The sequence below is a fragment of the Sulfitobacter sp. UBA4523 genome, from assembly GCF_002388305.1.
Lineage (GTDB): Bacteria > Pseudomonadota > Alphaproteobacteria > Rhodobacterales > Rhodobacteraceae > Sulfitobacter > Sulfitobacter pontiacus.
In genome coordinates, this window is the sequence record NZ_DGMH01000024.1 from 191,278 (window position 1) to 208,072 (window position 16,795).

Here is a 16,795-nt window from a genome sequence, read left to right on the forward strand (position 1 = left end):
ATCATCGAAGACAACTGCTTTATCGGTGCGCGTTCCGAGGTGGTCGAAGGCTGTATCGTCCGCGAAGGCTCCGTTCTGGGGATGGGGGTCTACATCGGCCAATCGACCAAAATCCTCGACCGTGAAACCGGCGAAGTCTTCTATGGCGAAGTGCCCGCGGGGTCGGTCGTTGTGGCGGGGTCCATGCCGTCGAAGAACGGTGTGCACCTTTATTGCGCCGTGATCGTGAAGCGCGTCGACGANNTTCATCGGCGCGCGGTCCGAAGTGGTGGAAGGCGTGCGCATCGGCAAGGGATCGGTGTTGTCGATGGGCGTGTTCATCGGCCAATCGACCAAGATTATCGACCGCACCACCGGCGAAATCTTCATGGGGCAAGTGCCGCCCTATTCCGTGGTCGTGCCCGGCAGCCTGCCCGGCAAGCCGCTGCCCGACGGCACGCCCGGCCCCAGCCTTTATTGCGCGGTGATCGTCAAGCGCGTCGACGAAAAGACCCGCTCCAAAACCTCGATCAACGAGCTGCTGCGCGACTAAGGGAACCTTTTCACAGACCTGTGAGTTCACTCTATGAAACAAGATTTATGGAGAATTTGAAATGACAGGTCTGGGTTGGTTCGCAGCAATAATCGTCGGTGGTCTGGCCGGTTGGATCGCGGAAAAGATCATGAAGTCCGATATGGGGCTGATCATGAACATTATTCTGGGGATCGTTGGCGCGATCGTTGCCAACTTCCTGCTGATGACAATCGTCGGTGCGACCTTGGGTGGCTGGATTGGTCAACTGGTCGTCGGCGTCATCGGGGCCTGCCTGTTGATTTGGGTCACACGTTTGGTACGCGGACGTAGCTGACCCTTTTCAGACGACACAGAACACGATAGGGCTGCCGCATCTTAATGCGGTGGCCCTTTTTATGTCTGACCAGAAGAAACCCAAGAAACCGTCGCGCCAGCAGGTCTATACGCTGCTGGTCGAGATTGGCCGCAAAGAGGGCGACGGCCTGCCGGACAAGGCCACGGGCGCTGCGCTGATGTGCTTTGCCTCGGGTATCGACGAAGCGGAAGCCGTGCGCGAGACGGTCGCCATCCTGAAACAGGCCGATACCAACCCGCTGGACGTGACCGGATATGGCACGATTGCCGACCGCGAGGCCGAAGGCCACGAGATTGACGAAGACGAACGGGCCTTGATGGCGCGGGCGCTGGACGAAAACTCTGTCATTATTGCGCAGATGACGCCTTTCTTCGACTAAGGTCCCTGCGCGGCTTTGCAGCGCTGGCGTGGGCTATGTGGCTCACCGCTTTGTGTATTTCCGCGCTGCCCCTTGGCTTTGGGGCATTTTCCCCACAAATGTAGGGCAACACCGCGACACACGCCGAAGGAGCCCTGACATGTCCAGCATCGATCCCGTAGACCTGACCGCCAAACTGGTGCGTTGCCCGTCGGTCACCCCCGCAGACGGGGGCGCGCAAGAGGTGCTGTTCGATCTGCTGACCGAGGCGGGGTTTGACTGTGCCTGGGCGGACCGTGGAGGGATCAAGAACCTCTTTGCGCGTTGGGGCAACAAGGGTAACACCCGCAGCTTCGGCTTTAACGGCCACACCGATGTCGTGCCCATCGGGAACGAGGCCGACTGGACGATGCCGCCCTTTGGCGCAGAGATCAAAGACGGCATCATGTACGGGCGCGGCACCACCGATATGAAATCCGGTGTGGCAGCCTTTACCGCCGCGGCCATCGACTTTGTCCGCGATACGCCCCCCGATGGGTCCATCGTGCTGGCAATCACCGGCGACGAGGAAGCCGAAGGCATCGACGGCACCCGCGCCTTGCTGGATTACATGCAAGAGGCGGGCGAACGGATGGATGTTTGTCTGGTAGGGGAGCCGACATGTCCGAACAAAATGGGCGAGATGATCAAGATCGGGCGACGCGGGTCGCTGAACGCGCATTTTCGCGTGATCGGCAAACAGGGCCATGCGGCCTATCCTCACCGCGCCAATAACCCGATGCCTGCGATGATGCGGCTGATGGATCAGCTTGCCTCGCATCAGCTGGACGAGGGGACGGACCATTTCGATCCCTCTACGCTGGCGATTGTCACCGTCGATACCGGCAACCCCGCGACCAACGTGATCCCCGCTGAAACCCGCGCGACGGTGAACATCCGTTTTAACGACAAGCATTCGGGCGCTAGCCTGACCACCTGGCTGGAGGAACAGGCCGCCGCGATCCGCGACAGTTTTGGCGTGCAGGTCGAGCTCAAGGTCAAGATTTCGGGCGAGAGCTTTATCACGCCACCGGGTGAGCTGTCTGATCTGGTGTCCAAAGCGGTGCAGGCAGAGACGGGGGTGACACCTGAACTGTCCACCTCTGGCGGGACGTCGGATGCGCGGTTCATGAAGCACCATTGCCCTGTGGTTGAATTCGGGCTGGTTGGTCAGTCCATGCACGAGGTCGACGAAAACGTCGAGGTGGCGCAGATCCACCAGCTCAAATCCATCTATACCCGCATCCTGAAGGACTATTTCGCATGACCGCCCATATCGCCGTGACCGAAGACCTCGCCAGCTGTCACCTGCTGCGCCGGATCGTTTTTATCGAAGAGCAGAACGTGTCGGCAGCCGATGAAATGGACGACCGCGATGACGACGCGACGCATTTCCTTGCCACCGAAGAAGAGCTGCCGATCGGCTCTGCGCGGATGCATATCAAGGGTGATACGGCCAAGATCGGGCGCGTATGTGTGATCAAATCCCACCGCGGTACGGGGCTTGGCGCGGCGCTGATCCGCGCGGCGATAGACGAGGCGCGCAAAGATCCTGCCGTGCGCTTCGTGAAGCTCGGCGCGCAGTTGCATGCTTTGGGGTTCTACGAAAAGCTGGGGTTCGTGGCGCAGGGGCCGGTCTTTGACGACGCCGGCATTGATCACCGCGAGATGGTGCTGTCGCTTTGAACCGCACGCTGGTCATCATGGTGAAAGAGCCGCTGCCGGGGCGGGTCAAGACGCGGCTTGGCCGTGATCTGGGCATGACCGCTGCCGCGTGGTGGTTCCGGCATCAGACCCGCGCGTTGATCCGCCGTGTGCAAGACCCGCGCTGGCAGGTGGTGCTGGCGGTCGCGCCGGATCGGGCGGGGCTGTCCAGCCGTGTCTGGCCCGCGCATCTGCCGCGCTGGCCACAGGGGCGCGGTGATCTAGGCGACCGTATGGGCCGCATGCTGCGTGCTGCGCCCGCGGGGCCGGTCTGTGTCATCGGGGCGGATATTCCGGGTGTGACCGCGGCGCGGGTGGCCGATGCGTTTCGCGTGCTCGGGTCGCATGACGCGGTGTTCGGGCCAGCACCGGACGGGGGCTATTGGCTGGTCGGACTGAAACGCGCCCGCCCCGTGCCGCCGCGCCTGTTTGAAAATGTCCGCTGGTCCACGGAGCATGCGCTGGCCGATACCGTCGCCACGCTGCCCGATCACCGCATCGCACAGGTCGCCACATTGCGGGACGTGGATACAATCGACGATTTGCCCATGACGAAGCGGGGTGCGCGTGCTACCTCGTGAAGCATGAGCAAAATACCTTCAAAGCCCGAGATCCTTGACTGGATCGCCGAAAACCCCACTCTGACCGCCAAGCGTGACATCGCCAAGGCGTTCGGCATCAAGGGGGCGGCCCGGATCGATCTGAAACGCGTGCTGAAAGAGCTGGAGGCCGAAGGCCATCTGGAAAAGCGCAAGCGCAGCTATCAGGATCCTGACCGCTTGCCGCCGGTGTCTGTGTTGCAGGTCACGGGGCCGGACAAGGATGGCGATCTGTTTGCCAAACCGATGGAGTGGCAGGGCGAAGGCGTGGAGCCCGTGGTGCTGGTGATCCCCCGTGCCTCTGACCCGGCCTTGGGTGCGGGCGACCGTATTCTGGCGCGGTTGACGTTGGTACAGGCGCAAGACCACCACTACGAGGCGCGGCTGATCCGCCGCATTGGCGCGAACCCGCAGCGGGTCTTGGGCATCTTCCGCAAGACCACAGAGGGCGGGCGCATTGTGCCCATCGACAAAGGGTCCGACAAGGAATGGTGGGTGCCCGGAGACGCGACCCACGGGGCCAAGGATGGCGAGCTGGTCGAGGCGGAACAAGCCGGACCAAAGGCGCGCATGGGATCGCCACGGGCGCGTATCGTTGAACGGCTGGGGGACCCGTCGGCACCCAAGGCCGTGTCCCTGATCGCGATCCACCAGCATGGTATCCCCGACGACTTTCCTGACGACGTGATGGCGCAGGCCGATGCCGCGAAACCCGTGGGCCTGAAAGGGCGCGAGGATCTGCGCGACCTGCCCCTGATCACCATCGACCCGTCGGACGCGCGGGACCATGATGACGCATGCTATGCCCATGCGGACGAAGACCCCAAGAACGAGGGCGGCCACGTCGTCTGGGTCGCGATTGCCGATGTGGCCGCCTATGTCACCCCCGGCTCTGCGCTGGACCGCGAGGCGCGCAAACGGGGCAATTCCACCTATTTCCCCGACCGTGTGGTGCCGATGCTGCCCGACCGTCTGTCGGGGGATCTGTGTTCGTTGCACGAAGGCGTGCCGCGGGCCTGTATCGCTGTCCGCATGGTGCTGGATGCGGCGGGCAACAAGATCGGCCATAGCTTCCATCGAGGGCTGATGCGCTCGCCCGCTTCGCTGCACTACGAAGAGGTGCAGGACGCGATTGACGGCACCCCCAATGACCGCACCGGCCCGTTGCTGGACCCTGTGCTAAAACCGATCTACGCCGCCTATGCCGCCTTGAAAGCTGCCCGCGCCGAGCGTCAGCCGTTGGACCTTGACCTGCCCGAGCGGCGGATCGAGCTGGACAAGGACGGCACCGTGAAATCGGTGAACTTCAAGGACCGGCTGGATGCGCACCGCTTGATCGAAGAGTTCATGGTGCTGGCCAATGTCGCCGCCGCCGAGACTCTGCTGTCCAAGAAAACGCCGCTGCTTTATCGCATTCACGAAGAACCCTCTCCCGCCAAGCTGGACGCCTTGCGCGAAACCGCGCAGGCGGCGGGCTATACGCTGGCCAAGGGACAGGTGCTGCATACGCGCCATCTGAACAAGCTACTGAACGATGCGGCGGGCACGGATGATGCAGAGCTGATCAACCTGTCGACCCTGCGGTCGATGACGCAAGCCTATTACGGGCCTGCGCATATCGGGCACTTTGGTCTGGCGCTGCGGTCCTACGCGCATTTCACCTCTCCGATCCGGCGCTATGCGGATCTGATCGTGCACCGCGCGTTGATCACTGCACATGGCTGGGGCAATGACGGGCTAAGCCAGCATGATATCGAGGATATCGAACAGACCGGCGCGCATATCTCGGACACGGAACGCCGGTCGATGATGGCAGAGCGTGACACTACCGATCGCTATCTCGCGTCCTATCTGTCGGAACGTGTGGGCAATGAATTCTCGGGCCGCATCAGCGGCGTGGCGCGATTTGGAGCCTTTGTGAAGCTGGACGAAACCGGTGCCGACGGGCTGCTGCCCATGCGGTCGCTGGGGCGCGAGTATTTCCATTTCGACCAAGAGGCCGGCACGCTGATGGGGTCGGATACGGGCATGATCATCTCTGTCGGGCAGCGTGTCACCGTGCGCCTGTCAGAGGCGGTCCCGGTCACCGGGGGCATCGCGCTGGAGCTGCTGACGCTTGAGGGTGACGCCCTGCCCAAGGGCGGCCAAGGGGCGCGGCGCGGACGCGGTGGGCCCGCGGGCCGCACCAACCCCAAGCGCAAGGGTGTCAAAGCCAAGCGCAAGGCGGATAAGGTGAAACGCAAGGTCAAACGCACACGACGCTGACCCCGGAGCGGGAACACGAGGCAGGAACAGGCAGGCAGTAACACGCACAGCGGGCAACTCCGCCTTTCTGGGCGCGGCGTTTGACGCTAGGCTTGCAGCGTGATGCTGGGGAAGGGCGCGGGAATGGAACTGCTGAAAATTGGCGCATTGGTTGGCGGGGTGACACTGTCGGTGACGGGTGCCGCAGGTGTGATCGCTGCGGGGGCCGAGGGTACTGCGCGCCCGCCCGCCATGGTGCAAAAGCCGGGCAACGCGGCGGGGTTGCAGGACTGGGTGACCGCCTTCCGTGCGCGTGCCTTGGCCGCAGGGATCGACGGTGCGGTTTTTGACCGCGCGATGCAGACCGTACGCTATGACCCGCAGGTCATCCGCCGCGACCGCAACCAATCCGAATTCACCAAAACAATCTGGGCCTATCTGGAGACCGCGACCTCTGATCTGCGGGTCACCAACGGGAAGAAGGCGCTGGCCGAGCAGGCCGACGCGCTATCCCAGATCGAAACGCGCTATGGCGTCGAGAAAGAGATCGTCACCGCGATCTGGGGACTGGAAAGTGCCTATGGCACCTTCAGGGGCAGCGATCCGGTGCTCAGCTCGCTCGCGACATTGGCCTATGACGGGCGGCGGCGGGCCTTTTTTGAAGGGGAACTGCTGGACGCGCTGCGGATCTTGCAGGCGGGCGATACCACGCCCGCGCGGATGCAGGGCAGTTGGGCTGGTGCGATGGGTCACACGCAGTTCATGCCCTCGTCTTTCCAGCAATATGCCGAGGATTTCACCGGCGATGGCAAACGCGATATCTGGAGCGATGATCCACGTGACGCGCTTGCCTCTACTGCGGCGTATCTCAAGCATTTCGGATGGGTCGAGGGACATCCTTGGGGCGTCGAGGTACGGTTGCCCGAGGGGTTCGACTATCTTCTGGCGGGGCGGGATATCCTGAAAACGGCAGCGGAATGGCTGGCGCTTGGGGTGCGCCCTGTGACAGGATCGCTGGGGGATCACGGCCCTGCGTCCCTGCTTTTGCCCGGTGGGGCAGAGGGCGCGGCGTTTCTGATTTACGCCAATTTCGCGGTGATCGAACGCTATAATTCGGCCGATGCCTATGTGATCGGTGTGGGGCATCTGGCGGACCGTATCGCCGGGGGCGGGCCGATCGAGGCCAGCTGGCCGGTGCAAGACCGCGCGCTGACCTATGACGAACGGATCGAGCTTCAGACGCAGTTGACGGCGCAGGGGTTTGATACGGTCCAGATCGACGCCAAGATCGGCCCGCTGACCATCAATGCGGTGCGCGAGTTCCAATTGTCGCAGGGGCTTGTGCCTGACGGCTATGCCTCCCCTCGATTGTTGGAGACGCTGCGCGCAGCCGCGGTGGAATAATCTGGCGTAAATGAAACGCGCCGGACCTTTCGGTCCGGCGCGTGCCTTCGGCGAGGATTTTATACCATTTGGAAGCGGCTCAGCCGGGTGACATCCCGCGCAGCCGTTCGGAGCGGCGGCGCAGCAGTTCGACCACGGTCAGCAGGCAGATCGAGATAACCACGAGGATCGTCGCCACGGCAAGGATCGTGGGGCTGATCTGTTCGCGCAGGCCGGTGAACATCTGCCACGGGAGCGTTTTCTGACCGGCAGAGCCGACAAAGAGCACCACGACGACTTCGTCAAACGAGGTGATGAAGGCGAACAAACCGCCCGAGATCACGCCCGGCAGGATCAATGGCATTTGCACGCGGAAGAAGGTCGTGACCGGATTGGCCCCCATATTCGCCGCTGCGCGGGTCAGAGAGCGGTCAAAGCCTACCAGTGTCGCGGTAACGGTGATGATGACGAAGGGGATGCCCAAGGCCGCGTGCGCCAGGACAACGCCGACATATGTGCCCTGCAGGCCGACGCGGCTGTAGAAGAAGTACATGCCCGCCGCCGAGATGATCAGCGGGACGATCATGGGCGAGATCAGGATTGCCATGATCGCCCGCCGGAATGGCACGTGCTGCTGGCTCAGGCCAATCGCTGCGAGGGTGCCGAAGCTGACCGACAGCAGGGTCGCGGCCGGGGCGATCTTGATCGAGTTCCAGACGGCACCTTGCCATGCGGAACTGCTGAAGAAGTCTTTGTAGTGGCGCAGCGAATACCCTTCGGGATCGAAACGCAGCATTTCAGGGGTGAAGGTAAAGAAGTTCTCGGCGTTGAAGCTAAGCGGCATGACCACGAGGATCGGTGTGATCAGGAACACAAGGATCGCGCCGCAAATGATGCGGAAGGCAAAGTGCCAGAGCACCTGACCCGGGGTCAGATAGGGCGCGACCTTGGCGCGGTAGCGTCCCTCGTAGAGCCAGAAGCTGAACCAGCCGAAGAACCAGCCGAAGATCGCCCCCAGGACCAGCATGGGCACGCCGCCCAGAATAAAGCCGATCACCGCCAGCAGAATGACAGAGGTCCAGCGGGCGATGGTTTCGTTCTTGATCAGCTGCGTCAGCACAAAGGCCAGCGCCCCCATGGAGAGCGCTCCGATCAGGATGCCCAGCAGTCCGCTGCCTTGGGCGGTGCCGACAAAGAGCCCGGCAAAGGCGCCTGCTGCGGCGACAACCGGTACATAGAAACCGACGGGTTTGCGGGAGATAGGTGTGAGTGCGACCATGATATCAGCCTCCCAGTTTCACGTTGTCGATGCCGACGATCTTGTCGTAGGCCCAGTAAAGCCCAAGCACCACGGCCAGCAGGATCGCCCCAAGCGCGGCCGCGAGGCCCCAGTTGAGCGAGCTGGAGATGTGGTAGGCAATCCGGTTGGAGATGAATGTCCCCGTGGTGCCGCCGACGATTTCCGGCGTGATGTAATAGCCGATCGACAGGATGAACACGAGGATCGACCCCGCGCCGATGCCGGGCACCGATTGCGGGAAATACACGCGCCAGAAGGCTGTCCAGTTCGTGGCCCCCAGCGACTTTGCCGCACGTAGATAGCTTGGCGGTACTGTTTGCATCACGGAATAGAGCGGCAGGATCATGAAGGGCAGCAGGATGTGCGTCATCGCGATGATCGTGCCGGTTTGGTTGTTGATCAGCGCAAGACGGCTGTCATCGGCCACCAGCCCCAGCCACACCAGTGTATCGTTGATCACACCCTGTTGTTGCAGCATGACCTTCCACGCCGATGTCCGCACCAGAAGCGAGGTCCAGAAGGGCAGCAGCACGAGGATCATCAGCAGGTTCGCGGTACGCGCGGGCAGGTTGGCGAGGATCCACGCCACCGGATAGCCCAGCAGGATACAGCTGAGGGTGATGCAGACCGACATGAACAGCGTGCGTAGGAACAGCGTGCCGTAGATGCGTTCGTTGTCGGGGCGGAATTCGGGACCGTCAGCCGTTTTCTGCATGTCGACGGCATTCAGGAAATAGCCGTTGGTCAGCGCGGGACTGTAGGCGCGGATGGTGCTCCAGATCGGGGTTTTGCCCCAATCGTCGTCAATCTCGGTGAAGGCCGTTTTGTAATCGACTGCGTCGAATGCAGGGGCGGCTGCGGCTGCCTCGGTCAGCTCGGCTGATGCCGGGCCTGAATAGCTGGTGATTTGCGATGCCGTGGGGCCTGTCAGGTCGTCATAAAGGGCCGAGTAGATCAGCGCCCATGGGTCTTCCTTGTAGAGGTTGTCTTCGTCGTCGTTCTGAACGAAGTCGGCGAAAATTTCGTAGTATTCGGCGGTCTCGGGCAGAAGCTCTGCCATGCCTTCGCGCATTTCAAACGCGGGTTGGTCGTCGCCGGAGGATTTTTTCCAGTCGGAAATCTCTGCCAGCCATGCGTCGGAGCCAAGCAGAGCGTTCCAGTTTTCGCCCTTCTTCCAGAAGTCGTTCAGATCCTCGAACTGGTCCTGAAACACTTCGCCAATGTCATCCACGCCGCGGCCGGATTTGCGGAACAGGGACGATGCACCGGTCAGCTCGTAGTTGAGCCTTGAGCCCAGACGGGTGTGCAATTTGCGTTCCTGTGCGATGAACAGGTCTTCGTAAAGCGCCTTGTAGACGGGGGCACCGGGGGTTTCACCGCTTTCGCTGTCCCAGTCGGACAGGGTTTGCGTGGTGCGGGGCAGCGTGTCGCTGACGATCTGGTTCTCGACAGAGCGGAACAGCATATCGGCGATCGGTGCGATAAAGGTGATCAGGATAAAGATCAGCAGAGGGGCGATCAGCAAAAGCGCGCTGAGCTTCTGACGACGGAGCGCACGGTTCAGGCTGCGTTTCAGCGGTGTGCCGTCCGCGGCCAGCATCGGGCCGGTCTGTTCAGGTGTGTCATTCGTCGCGTCGGCGGTATCGCTCATATCGGCCCCATGGGGTTAGGTCGCTGGAAGGTCGGGAAAATGGAAAAACAAATAAGGGGTGGAGGAGGCCAAAGCGGCCTCCTCCGAATGGTTCAGGCGATTATTGCGCCAACCATGCCTGGAACTTCGCGTCGATGTCGTCGCGGTAGTCAGCCCAGAACTCGTAGTTGTAGAGGAACGTGTTCTTTGCGTTGGCCGGGTCGGTTGGCATGTGTGGTGCCATGTCGATGCCCAGTTCTGCGTGCTTGCCAACCATAGGAGCGGAGGACAAACGGGCAGGGCCGTAGCTGATGTACTGCGATTGATCCGCCAGACGCTGGGTGTCTGTCGCGAATTTCACGAAGTCTTTGACGCGCGCCAGACGGTCGTCAGGCAGACCCGCTGGGATGATCCAACCGTCAAGGTCGAACACCTGCGCGTCCCACAGCATTGCAACGGGCTGGTCTTGCTCTTCGATAACGCTGAACAGACGGCCGTTGTAGGTGGACCCCATGACGACTTCGCCATCGGCCAGCAGCTGTGGCGTGTCGGCACCGGCGGACCACCAGATCACGTCGTCCTTGATGGTGTCGAGCTTGGCCAGAGCCTGTTCCTGACCTTCTGGAGTTGCCAGAACGTCATAGACTTCGTCCTTTGCAACGCCGTCACAGAGCAGCGCCCATTCCATGTTGTTGATCGGACGCTTTTCAAGCGCGCGCTTGCCTGGGTAGGCTTCGGTGTCGAAGACGTCGCAGATTTTGGTTGGAGGCGTGTCACCAACCATGTCTGTGCGATACCCGAATGTGGTTGAATACACGATCTGCGGGATAAAGCAGTCGCTGACCAGCAGGTCGCCAAAGTCGTCTTCAGCGGATGTCCCGTCGGGGGCTTCAGCCAGCATCTCGTCCGCGTCGATTTCCATCGCCAGACCTTCGTCGCACAGGCGGATGGCGTCAGCGGCAACCACGTCGACCAGATCCCAGGTCACGTTGCCGGCTTCGTTCATCGCGCGCAGTTTTGCCACGGCTTCGTTGGAGCTTTCATCCCAAACAGCAGAGAGTTCAGGGTGCATTTCCAGATAGGGCTGCAGATACGCTTTGTCTTGGCTGGCTTGGTAAGCGCCACCCCAGGAAACAAGCGTCATCTCTTTGGCCATGTCCGCATGCGCATCGGCGAATGCCAATGTGCCAGCGCCAATGATCGCGGAGGATGCGAGTAGCGTTGTCGTAAACTTCATTAGATAGTCTCCCATTATATGCCCGTTAGGGTCTTGAGGGTGTGATATCGGGCTTAACCACAGCCTCGTGCGACGCCGTCGAACGTTGGACGGCCGGCCGCGTCCTGACGCTTATGCGTCGAGGGCGCGGCAATCCTCTGCCAACCAGCCAATCTCGATCTGCTGGCCTGGCTTCAAACGTACCTGATCGGGTGCGTTTCGTGTCTTGATGATAAAGTTGTCGGTCCCGGCAACCCGCAGGCGGGTGCGGAAGATGTCGCCCATATAGACGAATTCAAGCACTTCGGCTTTCAGGGTATGTGCCCCTTCCTGCATCCGGTCCTTGTTGAATTCGACGCGCTCGGGGCGGATCGATACGCGGGTGCGTTCGCCGGCGCGGGTCACGTTGATCGGCTTTGCCTCGATCAGGCCGCCGCCGTCCAGCTGCACAAGGCACGTGCCGCCCTTGATCTCGGTCACGACGCCTTCAAGAGTGTTATTCTCGCCGATGAACTGCGCAACAAAGCTGTTTTCGGGCTCTTCATACAGCAGATCGGGCGGGGCCAACTGTTGGATGCGCCCGTTTTCGAACACGGCCACGCGGTCGGACATTGTCAGCGCTTCGGTCTGGTCGTGGGTCACGTAGACCACGGTGATGCCCAGTTCATGCGCCAGATGCGTGATCTCGAACTGCAATGTTTCGCGCAGCTGTTTGTCCAACGCCCCCAGCGGTTCGTCCATCAACACCAGTTCGGGTTCGAAGACCAAAGCACGGGCCAAGGCAACACGTTGCTGCTGACCACCGGAAAGCTGTGCCGGACGGCGGCCGCCGAAGTCGCCCATCTGAACACGGTCCAGCGCGATCTTTACTTTCTCTTCACGCTCGGACTTGCCGATCTTGCGCACCTCAAGCGGGAAGGCGAGGTTTTCGGCAACGGTCATATGCGGGAAAAGCGCGTAGTTCTGGAACACCATGCCAATGCCGCGTTTGTGCGGCGGGATGTTGTTGATCGATTTACCATCAAGCCGGATGTCGCCATGCGTGGCCGTTTCGAAACCCGCCAGCATCATCAGGCAGGTGGTCTTGCCGGACCCCGATGGCCCGAGCATTGTCAGAAACTCGCCTTTCGGCATCGACAGGTTGAGGTCTTTTACGACGAGATTTTCGCCGTCATAGCTTTTCTGCACGCGTTCAAATTCTACGAACGCATTCGTTGCTGAAGTATCTGCCAAAGCTGGCTCCCCGTTTATTGTGACGTTCAAGCGCCCTTGTTGACAGGAAGTTAAAACTGGCTGGTTTCCGCTTTGCAACCAATTAACGACACTTTTGGGCAGAAAGCGTCAATTGCGGGAAGATCGACGGTTATTTGACAAGAAACAGTTCTTTTGCCTGCGGAATTACTGTGCAGCCTGCTTGAAATAAGGGGAATTCGTTAATATCTCCCATAGGTTAAGCCTCAGCGGCTCGCCCCGAACCCGGCGATTTTGAGCGCTGGTCAGCCTCTGCCGATGTCGCAAACAGACAAGTCCTTGCAGGGCTTCCAGCGGCGGGACGGGCGACCTTTGCGCCGCGTCCCGAATGTATGTCACGCCTTAGCCGAGCGGCGATTCAGCGTCTTGCGCGTGGTCTTCGGCTGCCTTGAGCAGGCCGCCTTCTTTGACCGCGGTATAGGTTTCATCCAGCGCTTTGGTGGCGCGCGTCATGAATACTTTGATCTCTTCGGGGGTGATCACCAGCGGTGGCGAGATGATCATCCGGTCGCCGACGTGGCGCATCACCAGATTATTCGCAAAGCAGCGTTCACGACACATATAACCGACGGTTCCTGCGTCGCCTGCGAAATTCGACCGCGTTTCTTTGCGCGGGGACAGCGGCAGCGAGGCCATAAGACCCGCGACGTTGACGGTGCCGACCAAAGGATGCTCTGCCAGTTTGGCCAGCCCTTCCTTCAGGGCGGGGGCCGCAACATTGTTCACGTGATCCAGAATGTTTTCGTCCTGCATAATCCGCAGGTTTTCCAGTGCCACGGCCGAGCAGACGGGGTGCCCCGAATAGGTATAGCCGTGATTGAATTCCCCGGACCCGATCGTCTGCGCGATCTCGTCACACACAATGGACCCGCCAATCGGCTGGTAGCCAGAGCTTAGGCCCTTGGCGATGGTCATGATATGCGGCTTGATCCCCATGGTCTCGGACCCGAACCAACTGCCTGTGCGGCCAAAGCCACAGATCACCTCGTCCGCGATGATCAATACATTGTACTTGTCACAAATACGCTGGATTTCGGGCCAGTAGGTGCTTGGCGGCACGATAACCCCGCCCGCGCCCTGAATGGGTTCACCGATGAACGCCGCGACATTATCTGCCCCAAGCTCAAGTATCTTGGCCTCAAGCTCTTGCGCGCGGGCAAGGCCGAAGGCCTCGGGCGTGAGGTCGCCACCTTCCACCCACCAGTCGGGCTGGTTGATGTGGTGAATGCCGGGGATCGGCATGCCGCCCTGTTCGTGCATATAGCTCATGCCACCAAGGGAGCCGGACCCCATCGACGACCCGTGATAGGCATTCTTGCGGCTGATGATGTGGGATTTCTCTGGCTTCCCTTTCATGGCCCAATAGGTGCGCACCATCCGGATGTTGGTGTCATTCGCTTCGGACCCCGACCCGGCAAAGAATACATGGTTCAGATCGCCGGGGGCCAGTGACGCGATCTCTTTTGCAAGGGCGATGGCGGGCACGTGCGAGGTCATGAAGAAAGTGTTATAGTAGTTCAGCTCGAGCATCTGGCGCGCGGCGACGTCGGCCATTTCCTGACGGCCATAACCGATGTTGACGCACCAAAGGCCCGCCATCCCGTCAAGGATCTCGTTCCCCTCGCTGTCGGTCAGGTAGACGCCCTTGGCACGGGTGATAATCCGCGCGCCCTTCTCGGCAAGTTCGTCATTGGTGGTGAACGGGTGCATGTGATGCGCGGCGTCAAGTGCTTGCAGCTCGGCGGTGGGCATGTGGTTGGTGATATGGGCCATAAAGAACACCTCTGGGAATGGGGAGGGAAGATTGGGCTCAGAATATGATCAAATTATGCAGAGTCAATCGAATCGCTCTGCTGTGGTGATGATAAACGGCTATCAGCCGATCAGATTTTAATCAAAGAGAGGCGCGAATCTGGACCATGCCCTGAGAAACATCCTCGGCCATGGCCTGCGCAGCCTTTGCCGCATCGCCTTCGCGAAAAGCCGCCAGCAAGTCGGCATGTTTATCTGGCAGGTTCGACGTGCCAAACCGACCGCAGACCACGCGCAGCGACGGGCCGAACATCAGCCATAAACGGTCGACAGTCGCGGCCAGAATAGGGGCCTCGGCACAGGTGTTGACGATGGTGTGAAAGCGGTAGTTCTGGGTCAGGTATTCGCCGATATCCCCACGATCAATCGCGTGGTTCAGCGCGTCGTCCACATGTGCAAGTTCGCTTAAAACAGTCTCTGACATGCGGCTTGTGGCACGTTGAGCAAGCTTTGCTTCAAGCGTTTTTCGCATGAATTCCAGCTCGTTAACCCCCTCTAGGTCCAGCACAGGGACCGATACGCGGCGATTGCCCTGATGCACCAGCGCGCCTTCGGCGATCAAACGGCGCAGCGCTTCGCGCACCGGGGTCATGCCCGCATCAAGGGTTTCTGCAAGGCCTTGAATGGTGACCGCCTGACCGGGGGCAAGGTCGCCGAACAGGATCAGCTTGCGCACGCGTTCATAGACATGCTGATGGGCCGGCACCTTGGCCGGGCTTTCCAAAGGCTTTTGCGACGCAAGGTCAGCGGAATTTACGTTCATCAAATTTGCCTAAATTGTACTCAACCACATTTTGAACCACGGCATGCACCTGCGTAAAATTATAAATGATCTTGTCGCATGACGCAAAACTTGATCAAATTGACGAAAGGTTCGGATCAACTGAGCCTACACAACGGGAGATGACAATGAAATATAGCTTGCTCAGCTCAATCGCAGCAACGGCATTGATCGCCACCAGCGCCTTGGGGGAAGAGGTGCGGGTCTATAACTGGTCCGACTACATCGACGAAGACCTGTTGCAGAAATTTGAAAAAGAAACCGGCATTGATCTGATCTATGACGTGTTTGACAGTAACGAAGTGCTTGAAACCAAGATGCTTGCAGGCGGGTCTGGCTATGACGTGGTTGTCCCGACCGGTACCTTCCTTGAACGCCAGATCACGGCGGGGGTTTTCCAGAAGCTCGACAAAGACAAGCTGCCGAACATCACCAACATGTGGGACGTGATTGAGGACCGCGTATCGAAATACGACCCCGGTAATGAATATGCCGTTAACTATATGTGGGGCACCACCGGGCTTGGCGTGAACATGACCAAGGTTAAGGAAGTGCTGGGCGAAGATGCCCCTGTTGATTCGCTTGACCTCGTATTCAAGCCCGAGAATATGGAAAAGCTGGCCGAATGTGGCGTGCATTTCCTTGACGCTCCGACAGAAATGATCCCCGCGGCTCTGAAGTTTCTGGGCGAAGATCCTCAATCCCAGGACCCCGACGTGATCGCGAAGGCAGAGCCTGTTTTGACGGCGGTTGCCCCCCACGTTCAAAAATTCCACAGCTCGGAGTATATTAACGCACTGGCCAACGGTGATATCTGCGTTGCCTTCGGTTGGTCGGGTGACATCCTGCAATCGCGTGACCGCGCGGCCGAGGCGGATAACGGTGTCGAAATCGCCTATTACGCGCCAAAGGAAGGGGCGCTGATGTGGTTCGACAATATGGCTATTCCAGCGGATGCGCCAAACCCGGATGGGGCGCATAAGTTCTTGAATTTCATGATGGACGCAAAGAATATGGCCGCCGCGTCGAACTACGTTTACTATGCGAACGGCAACAAGGCGAGCCAGGAGTTCCTTGCCGAAGACGTGATCGGGGACACAGCGATTTACCCAGACGAAGCCACGCTGGAAAACCTGTATACCATTTCTTCATATTCACCCAAGGTACAGCGTGTCGTCACGCGTATGTGGACGAAGATCAAATCTGGTATCTAAAATCGCATCGGGTCAAAGCCTTACCGGTTTTGACCCGATCAACCGGACCCTTCCATTCGGAGGGGTAAACGCTGTGCAAAGGATAGATCAAAGTGAGCCAACCCGTTTTCGCCCCGTGGGATGACCCGAACGAAAAGCCGCTTATCCGCTTCGAGAATGTGACAAAGCGTTTTGGCGATTTCGTTGCGATCGATGATCTGTCTTTGAGTGTTTATGAAAGCGAGTTCTTTGCTCTGCTGGGGCCTTCGGGCTGCGGTAAAACAACGATGATGCGCATGCTTGCCGGGTTTGAAAACCCGAGCGCGGGCAAGATCGAATTGGCGGGTAAGAATATCGCGGGCATCCCGCCGAACAAGCGGGCGGTGAACATGATGTTTCAGTCCTATGCCCTGTTC

General features: G+C 59.9%; 15 protein-coding genes and 2 pseudogenes. 11 read left to right on the top strand and 6 right to left on the bottom strand.

Annotation, left to right across the window (positions count from 1 at the left end; genetic code table 11):
* From B3849_RS06755 to B3849_RS06795, 9 genes and pseudogenes are all read left to right on the top strand, one after another.
* Positions 1–252 (top strand): annotated as a pseudogene (locus tag B3849_RS06755) (DapH/DapD/GlmU-related protein); the annotation flags it as partial.
* Positions 245–532 (top strand): annotated as a pseudogene (locus tag B3849_RS06760) (DapH/DapD/GlmU-related protein); the annotation flags it as partial. The pseudogenes B3849_RS06755 and B3849_RS06760, both read left to right, overlap by 8 nt.
* A 61-nt stretch (positions 533–593) precedes the next feature.
* Entirely contained in the window at positions 594–848 is a 255-nt protein-coding gene (locus B3849_RS06765; protein WP_278424974.1) for a GlsB/YeaQ/YmgE family stress response membrane protein, read from the top strand.
* Positions 849–909: 61 nt separating this feature from the next.
* Positions 910–1,248, top strand: a complete 339-nt coding sequence (locus B3849_RS06770) for a hypothetical protein (protein ID WP_005850537.1) — start codon at positions 910–912, stop codon at positions 1,246–1,248.
* Positions 1,249–1,387: 139 nt separating this feature from the next.
* Complete coding sequence (dapE, locus tag B3849_RS06775) at positions 1,388–2,533, top strand: succinyl-diaminopimelate desuccinylase (protein WP_037965521.1); 1,146 nt, start codon at positions 1,388–1,390, stop codon at positions 2,531–2,533.
* On the top strand, positions 2,530–2,952 hold the full coding sequence (locus B3849_RS06780; RefSeq protein WP_278424973.1) for a GNAT family N-acetyltransferase: 423 nt from the start codon (positions 2,530–2,532) through the stop codon (positions 2,950–2,952). The genes dapE and B3849_RS06780 overlap by 4 nt, the downstream gene beginning before the upstream one ends.
* A complete protein-coding gene (locus B3849_RS06785; protein ID WP_278424972.1) occupies positions 2,949–3,551 on the top strand; it encodes a TIGR04282 family arsenosugar biosynthesis glycosyltransferase in 603 nt (200 codons plus the stop codon). Before B3849_RS06780 ends, B3849_RS06785 begins: the two co-directional genes overlap by 4 nt.
* Before the next feature lie 3 nt (positions 3,552–3,554).
* Positions 3,555–5,834, top strand: a complete 2,280-nt coding sequence (gene rnr, locus B3849_RS06790) for a ribonuclease R (protein ID WP_278424971.1) — start codon at positions 3,555–3,557, stop codon at positions 5,832–5,834.
* Positions 5,835–5,957: 123 nt separating this feature from the next.
* The gene (locus tag B3849_RS06795) at positions 5,958–7,217 is read left to right on the top strand and encodes a lytic murein transglycosylase (RefSeq protein WP_278424970.1); all 1,260 of its coding nucleotides are present in this window, start codon (positions 5,958–5,960) and stop codon (positions 7,215–7,217) included.
* A 79-nt stretch (positions 7,218–7,296) separates the two neighbouring features.
* Here the strand turns inward: B3849_RS06795 and B3849_RS06800 are convergent, their stop codons facing one another.
* The 6 genes from B3849_RS06800 to B3849_RS06825 all read right to left on the bottom strand — a co-directional run bounded on the left by B3849_RS06800 (position 7,297) and on the right by B3849_RS06825 (position 15,168).
* A complete protein-coding gene (locus tag B3849_RS06800) occupies positions 7,297–8,475 on the bottom strand; it encodes an ABC transporter permease (RefSeq protein WP_005850529.1) in 1,179 nt (392 codons plus the stop codon).
* 4 nt (positions 8,476–8,479) lie between these two features.
* Positions 8,480–10,147: an ABC transporter permease gene (locus tag B3849_RS06805; protein ID WP_243250860.1), complete on the bottom strand. Its 1,668-nt coding sequence runs from the start codon at positions 10,145–10,147 to the stop codon at positions 8,480–8,482.
* Between the two features lie 100 nt (positions 10,148–10,247).
* A complete protein-coding gene (locus tag B3849_RS06810; protein ID WP_009825599.1) occupies positions 10,248–11,363 on the bottom strand; it encodes an extracellular solute-binding protein in 1,116 nt (371 codons plus the stop codon).
* A gap of 111 nt (positions 11,364–11,474) precedes the next feature.
* Positions 11,475–12,575, bottom strand: a complete 1,101-nt coding sequence (locus B3849_RS06815) for an ABC transporter ATP-binding protein (RefSeq protein ID WP_005850522.1) — start codon at positions 12,573–12,575, stop codon at positions 11,475–11,477.
* A 360-nt stretch (positions 12,576–12,935) separates the two neighbouring features.
* A complete protein-coding gene (locus B3849_RS06820; RefSeq protein ID WP_278424969.1) occupies positions 12,936–14,366 on the bottom strand; it encodes an aspartate aminotransferase family protein in 1,431 nt (476 codons plus the stop codon).
* 121 nt (positions 14,367–14,487) lie between these two features.
* The gene (locus tag B3849_RS06825; RefSeq protein WP_278424968.1) at positions 14,488–15,168 is read right to left on the bottom strand and encodes a GntR family transcriptional regulator; all 681 of its coding nucleotides are present in this window, start codon (positions 15,166–15,168) and stop codon (positions 14,488–14,490) included.
* Positions 15,169–15,314: 146 nt separating this feature from the next.
* On the opposite strand from B3849_RS06825, the gene B3849_RS06830 reads away from it, so the two are divergent.
* The gene (locus tag B3849_RS06830) at positions 15,315–16,400 is read left to right on the top strand and encodes a polyamine ABC transporter substrate-binding protein (RefSeq protein ID WP_414718025.1); all 1,086 of its coding nucleotides are present in this window, start codon (positions 15,315–15,317) and stop codon (positions 16,398–16,400) included.
* A gap of 92 nt (positions 16,401–16,492) precedes the next feature.
* Positions 16,493–16,795 (top strand): ATP-binding cassette domain-containing protein (locus B3849_RS06835; RefSeq protein ID WP_286779938.1); only part of this gene is annotated, 303 nt, incomplete at its 3' end.